General features: G+C 72.0%; 4 protein-coding genes, 1 tRNA gene and 1 pseudogene. 3 read left to right on the forward strand and 3 right to left on the reverse strand.

Annotation, left to right across the window (positions count from 1 at the left end; translation table 11 throughout):
- Window positions 1–2,387, forward strand: a pseudogene (locus HMPREF0043_RS07245) (DUF2339 domain-containing protein); the annotation flags it as partial.
- Between the two features lie 121 nt (window positions 2,388–2,508).
- Here the strand turns inward: HMPREF0043_RS07245 and aroB are convergent.
- The gene (gene aroB / locus HMPREF0043_RS07250; protein WP_021602351.1) at window positions 2,509–3,636 is read right to left on the reverse strand and encodes a 3-dehydroquinate synthase; all 1,128 of its coding nucleotides are present in this window, start codon (window positions 3,634–3,636) and stop codon (window positions 2,509–2,511) included.
- A 131-nt stretch (window positions 3,637–3,767) separates the two neighbouring features.
- The gene (locus HMPREF0043_RS07255) at window positions 3,768–4,187 is read right to left on the reverse strand and encodes a YccF domain-containing protein (RefSeq protein WP_021602352.1); all 420 of its coding nucleotides are present in this window, start codon (window positions 4,185–4,187) and stop codon (window positions 3,768–3,770) included.
- A 176-nt stretch (window positions 4,188–4,363) separates the two neighbouring features.
- Here HMPREF0043_RS07255 and HMPREF0043_RS07260 point away from each other — a divergent pair, with 176 nt between their 5' ends.
- Entirely contained in the window at window positions 4,364–6,877 is a 2,514-nt protein-coding gene (locus tag HMPREF0043_RS07260) for an HAD-IC family P-type ATPase (protein WP_021602353.1), read from the forward strand.
- A gap of 161 nt (window positions 6,878–7,038) precedes the next feature.
- Window positions 7,039–9,180, forward strand: a complete 2,142-nt coding sequence (locus HMPREF0043_RS07265; RefSeq protein WP_021602354.1) for a chloride channel protein — start codon at window positions 7,039–7,041, stop codon at window positions 9,178–9,180.
- 225 nt (window positions 9,181–9,405) lie between these two features.
- Here the strand turns inward: HMPREF0043_RS07265 and HMPREF0043_RS07270 are convergent.
- Window positions 9,406–9,491, reverse strand: a tRNA-Ser gene (locus tag HMPREF0043_RS07270).
- Between the last annotated feature and the right edge of the window lie 97 nt (window positions 9,492–9,588).

Raw genomic sequence — 9,588 nt, forward strand, 5'->3', positions numbered from 1 at the left:
GGATCGGCGGCCATGCGGCAGCCCTTGCGCGCACGCCCCAGGCCACCGACCGGACGCCGCCTACCGCCGACGCAACGCCCGCCGTCGCCTCGGAGCCCACCGTGCCCGCCACGGCGCCGACTCCCGAGGACGACGCTCCGCTCACGGAGCAGTCTGCCCAGGCCTCCTCCGCCGGGCCGGCGAACCGCCCGGAACAAGGGCGCGCACAAGCCGGAGCGCGGGGATTCGCCGAGCCCGGAGCGCAAGGGAGCGCACAGCCCCCGAGGGCCGGCGGGCAACGGACCGGCGGGCAACGGACCGGCGGGCCGTCCTCGTTCTGGCGCAGGATCAGCACCGAGGGCCAGGCCGGCCGGTACCTGCTGTCCCTCGCTGCCGCGCTCCTCATACTCATGGCGGGCGCGAGCCTCATCGCGCTGCTGTGGAACTCGATCCCCGACTACGTGAAAGTGCTCGTCGTGGCGCTGACCGGCATGGCCCTCACCGGGACCGGGGCGTGGACGGCGCGACGGCCGCGCTCCAATCGGGTGGCGGCGGCCACGGTCATGGGCACGGGAGGCGGTCTGGTGTACGTGGCGATCATCGGCTCGGTCCTGCTCGGGGAGGTCGACGCCGACATCGCCTTCTTCCTCCTGACCGCCTGGTCCCTGCTCCTGGTGATACTCGCGGTCAGGACCCGAATCCTGTTCACGATGCTCATCGTCGGGGCGGGGGGCGCGGTCACCGTCGTCTTGGCCGGCACTTACGCCGGCGACCATCCCGACCAGGCCCTGGCCGCGATCTGGGCGATATGCCTGCACTCGATCTGCCTGGGGGCTGTCTGCGCGATCGTGGCGCGGGCGAGCGCGCCCGCCAAGCTGAGGGCCGCCTACGCGGGGCCGTCCTTCGTCGTCACCGTCGTGGCGGGGGCCGTCGCGCCCCTCGACGCGGCCTCGCGGATCTCCTTCGCCTCGGCCGCCTCCGCCCTCGCCCTGACCCTCCTCCTTTCCTTCCTCCAGTACGGGCTTCTGGCCCACTGGGAGGCCGAACGGGCCCCCGAGAACGCGCACTTCATCGGGGGCGGCTGGTTCGCCGTCGACCTGGCGGCCATGTTCGTCCTCCTCCGGCTGTACACGGCGCCGGAGGGAACATGGGATCCCATGTGGAAGTTCGCCCTCATCGCGGCCGTCATGACCGGCACGGCCCTCCTCGCGGCGGCAACCCCGATGGAGTGGCACGTCGCGGTGTACGCGGGCATCAGCTCGAGCGTGGCCACGACGCTGTTCGCCATGGCCTGCCGGTCCGAGTGGTCGGACCGGCCCGAGATGCTGGTGGTCGTCATCGCCGCCGTCGGGCTGAGCGCCGCCCCGTCCATCAGGCATCGAGACGGCACGCCCACGCTGACCGTCCCCTGCGCGCTGATCGCCATGGGCGCCCGCTCGCACAGCGACGCCGACAGGGCGGTCCTGGCCCTGTCCGGCGTCCTCGTCGCGGCCGCGGTCATGGCGGCCGCGAGCCTGCGGGCCAGGGACAGGCGCGTGCCGGTGGCCTCGACCTGGCTCCTGGCGGCGATCCTCGTGGTCTTCGTCCCCCTGAACGCGGCCGACCTCCTCGACGCGTCGGGCGTGCGCCCCGAGTGGACCGTCACGGCCCTGCTGGTCATGGTCAACCTCATCGCCACCCTGCTCGTCTTCGCCGGGCTGGCGACCAACAGGCTGACGCCGGCGGAGCTGCTGGCCGGCCGCGGGCTGGGCAAAAGGCCCGGAGCCACCCTCGAGCGGTTCCGCGTCGACACGCTCCGGGGCGAGGACGGCTTCGCCAGGAGAATCGCGATCCCTCCGGAGACCGGCGGCGTCAGCGGCTTGGCCCTGGCCATCCAGGGGTTCTCGCTGATCCCCATGAGCCAGGTCGACGAGGCGCTCCCGCGGCTCTGCTTCACGGTGTCCTTCATCATCCTGGGAGGGGCGATCATGTGGCTCGTGTGGCCGATCGTCCGCAGCTCCTTCGGCAGCGTCGTCGTCGGCGCGACGACGACCGTCATGCTCCTGGGCGGAACGTGCCTGCTCTCGCAGAGCGACCCGGCCTCCGTGCCGGGCACCATCGCGTTCCTCTTCGCGGGCGCCATCTGCATCTGCGTCGGCTTCACGGCCCGGTCGAAGGTGCTGCGCCTGTACGGCCTGGTCGTCATCATGGCGATGGTCGTGAAATTCGCGGCCGTGGACATGGCGGGGCAGAACTCGGTGGTGAGGGTCGTCTCTCTGGCCGTCGCCGGAGTGGTGTGCTTCGCCCTGTCCCTGGTGTACGCGCGGTTCAGCTCGACTCTCGAGAAGTCCTCCCGCGAGGCCTCGCCCCTTGCGTCCTCGCCCCCGGAGAGGCCGAAGGAGGCGGAGACCCCGAAAGCGAAGGCGTAGGGGAAGGGCGGCGTCGCGCGGCACATCTTCGTAAGGGCCCGCCGGGCTCGGGCGGCGTCGTTCACTCCGGCGGGTGGCGGCCGGCAGCGGGCTGAACGCGCACGCTCGCCGCGAAGCGGCGCTAGGAAGCCTGCGAGGCGAGGAAGTCGCGCATCTCGGCCGCGTCGACCGGGCGCGCGTAGGCTCCGCCGTCGAAGGTGACCAGGCCGCCGATCCCCTTCTGGAAGACGAAGCGGATGGCGCCGGCCCTGCCCTTCTTGTCGTGGAGCATGGCGTCCATGACGGCTTGGACGCTCACGCCGGCAGGCAGGCGGTACGGCAGGCCGATCGAGCGCAGCAGGGCCTCGACGCGCGCGACGTCGGCCGCGCCGACGTACCCGTGCCGCTCGCCGAGCCTGGCCTGGAGCGCGAGGCCGACCGCCACGCATTCGCCGTGGTTCATCTCGTAGCCCATGGCGGTCTCCAGGGCGCGCCCGATCGTGTGCCCGAGGTTCAGGCCCATGCGGCGGTTGCCCTCGTGGACGTCGGAGACGACGAAGTCCCGTTTGATCTCGCAGTTGCGCCTGGCGGTGAGCTCGGCGAGGGCGTCGTCGCGCACGAACTGGGCGGGGGTCATGCCCTGCCGTACGAAGGCGTCCTCCAAGGCGCCGAAGAAGGCGGCGTCGGCCAGGCAGGCGTGTTTGACGGTCTCCCCCAGCCCCTCGCGGATGTGCCGGTCGGAGAGGGTCAGCCAGCGGTCGAGGTCGACGAACACAGCGCTCGGCTGATGGAAGGCCCCGATGAGGTTCGTCGCCGCGGGCGTGTCGACGGCGGTCTTCCCGCCGACGGCGGCGTCGGCCGCGGCGAGCAGCGTGGTCGGCGCGGAGACGTAGGGCACCCCGCGGGTGAAGGTCGCGGCGAGGAAGCCCGCGAGATCCGTGACCACTCCCCCGCCCAGGGCGACGACGACGCTGTCGCGCCCGAAGCCGCGCGCGATCATCGCGTCCTCCAGGCGCTCCTTGACGGCTCGGGTCTTGCTGGCCTCGCCGGCGGGGAAGGCGAAGACGTCGAACGCCCGGTCTCCGAGAGCCGCCGCGAGCGCGGGGACGGCGAGGGATTCGACGGTCGAGTCGGTGACGACGGCTATCCTCCGGTCGCGGTGCCGCTCCAGGAACTGGGCGATGCGCTCGTCGAGGCGGCGGCCGACGACGACCGGGTACGACTCGTCCACGGTGCGAACGAGGTCCACCCGGAAGGTGGTGACGTCCATCGGAGTCCTTTCATAATGGGCCGCGGGGCAAGCCGCCGGCGCGGGCGGCGCGATGCGGCCATGGGTGGGAGAGAGGCTCACAGGGAGAAGTCGCTTCGGCTATGGGCCGTCTGCTGTCGCTGCGGGCAGGCTCACAGGGAGAATTCCCCCAGGGGGACGACGTTGTGGGCGCGAGCCCAGGCGGAGGGGACGGCCGCCTTCCCGAAGGGGAAGCAGGTGACCGGGATGAGCTTGAGGTTCGCGACGGCCAGGGGTATCCCGATGATCGTGACGGCCTGGAAGAAGGCGGTGATCACGTGTTCGAGGGAGATCCAGAACCCGGCGACGAAGAACCACACCACGTTCATCAGCGCCGAGCCGACTCCGGCGTCCGGGTTGCGGACGACCACCCGGCCGAAGGGCCACAGGACGTAGCCCGCTATCCTCCAGCATGCGAAGCCGGCCGGGGCGGTGACGACCAGGAGCAGGGCGAGGAACCCGAAGAACGCGTACCCGAGGAACAGCCAGAAGCCGCCGAAGACGAGCCATATGAGGTTGAGGATGAGGCTCAACGTTCCTCCCGTGTCTCTCCCGGCCAGCCGATCGGCCCTCCGCCGGGCGGCCGCCTAAACGCCTACACGTCCAGCATAGATCACGCGGTGGGCGCATGCGCGACCGATTCGGGCCTCAGCGTCCGCCTGGCAACCGTCCGCCACCCGGTCCGGGGGCGGTTGATAGGCTTGCCCCCATGGCTTCCAGCATCGATACCATCCCCGGCCCGCCCCACGACGGCCAGGCCGCGGACGCCGCCGATCCGGCCCGCGGCCTGACGGCCGCCGAGGTCGCCGAGCGGGTGGCCGCCGGCGAGGTGAACGCCCTCCCTCCGCGGTCGGGGCGGACCACCGGGCAGATCGTCCACGACAACGTCTTCACGCGGATCAACGCGATGCTCGGCGTCCTGCTGGTGTTCGTCCTGGCGACCGGATCGTGGATCAACGCGGCCTTCGGCCTGCTGATCATCGCGAACTCGGCGATCGGGATCGTCCAGGAGCTTCGGGCCAAGCGCACGCTCGACTCGCTGGCCGTCGTCGGCGAAGCCCACCCGCGGGTTCGGCGCGACGGGGCGGAGGCGCAGATCGAACGCGACGACGTCGTCTTAGACGACATCGTGCTGATCGGCCCCGGAGAGCAGATCGTGGTCGACGGCGTGGTGACCGAATCGGCCTACCTGGAAGTCGACGAGTCCCTCCTGACCGGCGAATCCGACCCGATCCCGAAGAAGCCCGGGGACGAGATCATGTCCGGCAGCTTCGTCGCGTCGGGCACGGGCGGCTACCGGGCCACGAAGGTCGGCGAGGACGCCTACGCCGCCCAGCTGACGGCCGAGGCCGCGAAGTTCTCACTCGTGCACTCCGAGCTGCAGGCCGGCATCGACTGGATCCTCAAGGCCATCACGTGGGTGCTCGTCCCCGTCGGCGTCCTGACGATCATCGGGCAGATCCGGGTGGGGGCGGACGGGTGGCGCGAGATCATCCTCTCCGTCTCGGGTGCGCTCGTGCCCATGATCCCCGAGGGGCTGGTGCTCATCACCTCGACCGCCTTCGCGCTGGGCGTCATCCGGCTGGGCCGGCGCAAGTGCCTCGTCAACGAGCTGCCGGCCATCGAGGGCCTGGCGCGGGTGGACGTCGTGTGCGCGGACAAGACGGGCACCCTCACGGAGAACGCCATGGCCTTCGGGAGCCTGGAGGCCCTCGGCGGGCACGGCGAGGAGGAGGCCCGCGAGGCCCTGCGTCAGCTCGGCGCCGCCGACGACGCCCCGAACTCCTCCATGGCCGCGATCGTCGACGGGGTCGGCCGCGCCGAGCGGCCGTGGACGGTGACAGCGCGCCAGCCTTTCACGTCGGCGAAGAAGTGGTCGGGCATGAGCTTCGCCGAGGGCGGCGACTGGGTGCTCGGCGCCCCGGACGTCCTGGCCTCGTCCGGCTCCTCCCGGGCCGCGGCCGCGGCGGGCGGGCGAGCCCAGGAGATCGCCTCGACCGGCCTGCGCGTGCTGCTGCTGGGCCGGGCGGGCGCGGAGGTGACGGCCGAGGGCGCCCCCGGCGAGGTGGACCCCGTCGCCCTGGTGGTCCTGGAGCAGAAGATCCGTCCCGACGCGGCGGGCACGCTGGAGTACTTCCGCAACCAGGGCGTGGAGGTGAAGGTCATCTCCGGCGACAACGCCGACTCGGTGGGCGCGGTGACGCGTTCGCTGGGCATGGACTCGGGCGCCCCGGTGGACGCCCGCAGGATCCCCGACGCGGACTTCGACGGCGTCGTCAACGAGTCGCACGTCTTCGGGCGGGTGACCCCGCAGCAGAAGCGCGCCATGGTCTCGGCCCTCCAGGGCGCGGGGCACACGGTCGCCATGACGGGCGACGGCGTCAACGACGTGCTCGCCCTCAAGGACGCCGACCTGGGGGTCGCCATGGGCTCGGGCACGGCCGCAACCCGGTCTGTGGCGAAGATCGTGCTGCTCGACGACAAGTTCGCGACCCTCCCCCACGTGGTCGGCGAGGGGCGCCGCGTGCTCGGCAACATCGAGCGGGTGGCCAATCTCTTCCTGACGAAGACGATCTACTCGTCGATCCTGGCGATCCTCGTCCTGCTGTTCGCCGTGCCCTTCCCCTTCCAGCCCATCCACGTGACGATCACCGGGTGGTTCACGATCGGCATCCCTGCCTTCATCCTCTCGCTGCCGCCCAACAACGAGCGCGCCAGGGACGGCTTCGTCGGCAGGGTGATGCGGTTCGGCTTCCCGGCCGGGGCCGTGGTGGCCGTGGCCTCGTTCGCGACGTTCATGGCCGTGCGCGATCCCCACCCGACCGCCCAGCAGGCGGCCCAGGCGTCCACGGCGGCGCTGGTCGCGCTCATCATCTCCGCGACGTGGGTGCTGGCCACGGTCGCCAGGCCGTACGAGTGGTGGAAGATCGCCCTCATCGGCCTGCCGCTGGTCGGCTACGGGGTGATCTTCACGACGGGGGTCACGCAGCGGGTGTTCAAGCTCGACTCGGGGAACCTGGAGGCGATGGCCGTCGGGACGGCCGCGGGCCTGATCGGGGCGGCCGCGATCGAGGCCTTGTGGTGGATCCTGCAGAGGGCGACCGGCGAGCGGCGCCCCTACTGGCTTCCCAAGGCCGAGCGGGAGGCTGCCGCAGCGCAGAGGCGGCTGGAACGCGAGGCCTTGCGCGCCGAGAGGGCCGCGCAGCGGTCCGCCGGCCGGTAAGGGGCCGGCAGAGGAGGCCTTGTCTCGCGGCCGACGCCATGCCACTCGCGGGGCCTCCGCCTCAGGTGGGGCCTCCGCAGGCTCGAGGGGCTGCCTGCTGTGCGCAGGGGAGCCGCCGGGGGCGCAGCCGCCGCGCACGGTGGGATACTGGAACGCAGTCGATGTCCGTCCATTCGTCGAAGGTCCGCAACGCCATGAACCACAAGCCGGCCGGCTCCCGCCCCGTTTCGGCGTCTCCGTCCGCTCCGACGCCTCGGCCCGCCCTGGCGTCCCGCCTCGCCACGCTCGTCCGGGGGCACCGCGCCGGGCTCTTCGCCCTCGCCTTCGCCGTGGGGATCGGCTCGGGTCTGGGCGCGGTCGCCTTCCGCTACCTCGTCTACGGCATCACCTGGCTCATGACCGGCCAGACGCAGTTCGGCCAGGCCGGGCACGCGCCCAGCTCGCACGCCGCCTTCCTGGGGGTCGGGTTCTTCGTCGTCGCCCCGGTGTTCGGAGGCCTCCTCTACGGGCCGCTTATCCAGCGCTTCGCTCCCGAGGCTCGCGGGCACGGCGTGCCGGAGGTGATGGCGGCCGTGGCGCAGAACGGCGGGCGTATCCGAGCGCGCGTCTCGATCGTCAAAGCCTTCGCCTCCGCCCTGACGATCGGAACCGGCGGCTCGGTGGGCCGCGAGGGCCCGATCGCCCAGATCGGCGCGTCGATGGCCTCCGCGCTCGGCCAGGGCATCCGCATCCCGGAGAACCGGCTGCGGGTGATCTGCGCCTGCGGGGCCGGCGGGGCGATCGCCGCCACGTTCAACACCCCGCTGGCCGGCCTGTTCTTCGGCATCGAGATCATCCTGCGCACCTACTCGGTGGACGCCCTCTTCGCCGTCATGGTCTCCACCATGGTGGCCGACGCCACGGCCATCGCCTTCGTGGGCAATGAGACCTTCCTCGTCAAGTTCCCGCACGACGTGTCTCTCGACGCCACCGCCGCCTACGCCGCGGTGGCGGGACTCGCGGGGCTCGCGGCGCTGGCGGGCCTGCTCTTCTCCAGGTCGCTCTACGCACTCGAAGACGCGGCGGACCGCGTGTGGGGGGACAGGCCGCAATGGTTGAAGCCCGTAGTCGGCGGCGTGCTCGTGGGGGCGCTGCTGCTCGCGCTGCCGCAGCTGTACGGCGTGGGCTACCCGGTCATGTACCGGGCGCTCGGCGGCAGCTACGCCGTTTGGTTCCTGTTCGTGCTGGCCGCGGGCAAGATCCTCGCCACGGGCCTGACCCTGGCCGTCGGCGGCTCGGGCGGGGTGTACGCGCCCAGTCTCTTCATCGGCCTCATGCTGGGGACGGCCTACGGCCTGGTGGCGGTGGACGCCTTCGGGCCCGGGGTCGGGGATCCGGCGGTGTACGCCGCCGTGGGTATGGCGGCCGTGTTCGCGGCCGCCACCCGCTCTCCGCTGACCGCCGTGGCTTCGGTGGTGGAGATGACCGGGGACTTCAAGCTGGTGCTCCCCGTCATGCTGGCCGTCTCCATCGCCACCGTGGTCTCGCGGCGCTTCTCCTACGGGACGATCTACACGACGAAGCTGCTGCGCCGCGGCCAGGACATCGACCGCGCGGTCCCATGGAGGGCCTTCACCGACATGACGGCCGAGGAGTCCATGCGCGGCTTCGCCTCCCCGATGCTCCTGCCCGGAACGCGCGGCGGGGCCGGGGCGGGCACGGCGGGCACGGGACCCGACGGGGAAGAGCACGACGTCTCACGACTCCAGGCTCGAGGGTCCGGCGTCCGGGAACCTGCCGGCGTTCAAGGATCCGGCGGGGTTCAAGGATCCGCAGCCCGGGGATCCGAGGACGCTCCGCCGACGGCGCGCGGGGCCGTCCAGGCGCTCGACGGGGAACTGGTGATCGTGCGCGCCCCGCAGATCGTGTTCGCGAACGAGCCGGTCACGGACGTGTTCCGCCAGCTCGACGCCTACAGCCGCGACGGCATGCCCGTGGTCTCCACCGACACCCGGCGGATTCTCGGATGGATCACCCCGCAGTCGATAGCGCACCGAGTCCACGAGGAGATGTCCGCGCCCGGCGCGGAGCGGGGGCCGGCGCATCCGCGGACCGACACGCGGCTGGCCGGGCTCCAGGTGGCCGAAGTGCTCGTGCCGGAGGGCTCCGCGGCCGTCGGGCGGCCGCTGGGCTCCCTCGACTGGCCGGAGGGGTGCATCCCGGTGGCCCTCCAACGCGACGGGAGCGTCCACGAAGCCGAACCGGCAGACGAGCTGCACGCCGGCGACACCGTCAACGTGCTCATCCCGGCGTCGAACGCCTAATCCGCTCCGCATCTGGGGAGGCAGGCGGTCCGCGGACCGCACCCAGCCCTCTCCAGGCCCGACGGCGGCCGCCGTCGCCCGGTCTCCCATGCGGGTCGCCCGCTCATGCGGGCAGTGCTGCGCCCGCCGGCCGAAAACGCAAAGAGACGGGGCCCGCTCAGAAACCGGACCCCGTCCCAACGCCCGTATCCGCCCCGCCGACGGGACGTCGCCTTGAGGCGCCTGCGGTAGCGGCGGGATTTGAACCCGCGGTGGCTATGAACCACACAGCATTTCGAGTGCTGCACCTTCGGCCGCTCGGACACGCTACCGCGGACGATAGTACTGGAAAGACGGCCGCCGCGCCACCCGGGCGGGACGGCGGACCAGCGGCGGACCGCCCGCCGACCGTCGCAGGCACCCCGGCAT

This window comes from Actinobaculum sp. oral taxon 183 str. F0552, assembly GCF_000466165.1.
Classification (GTDB): Bacteria; Actinomycetota; Actinomycetes; order Actinomycetales; family Actinomycetaceae; genus Peptidiphaga.